Genomic DNA, 387 nt, shown 5'->3' on the forward strand with positions numbered 1-387 from the left:
ATCATAAGAAAGTATATTTTCAAAACGATCAAATTGACCCTGTAACACAGACTGACCTAGCGAGTGTAGATGGGTTAGTGCAAAACGCATGGGTAAAGAGCCAACGCTGATTCGTTTTATGCCAGCTTGCTGAGTCTTGCTGTAATCCAAATTTTCACCACCCAAAATATTAATGGGGCATGATAAAGTTTGCGTGAAGTTTGAAAGCGTTCCAAAATCATTTAAACCTGGAATAAATAAACCGTCTGCGCCAGCAGCTTCATAAACTTTAAGACGTTTTAAGGCTTCAGCTTCTCGGTTATCAAAATCAATATGCCTTGCCCAATATACATCGGTGCGCGCATTAATAAAGAGCTTTTTATTACTTTGCTTAATATGATCTTTAAT

1 pseudogene (cut by both window edges) is annotated in these 387 nt (G+C 37.7%); it reads right to left on the reverse strand.

The features are described 5' to 3' along the window. Positions 1-387: pseudogene (locus COV52_02275) on the reverse strand (hypothetical protein) (it extends past both window edges: 183 nt to the left, 324 nt to the right).

It is taken from the genome of Gammaproteobacteria bacterium CG11_big_fil_rev_8_21_14_0_20_46_22 (assembly GCA_002796245.1).
GTDB lineage: Bacteria > Pseudomonadota > Gammaproteobacteria > UBA12402 > UBA12402 > 1-14-0-20-46-22.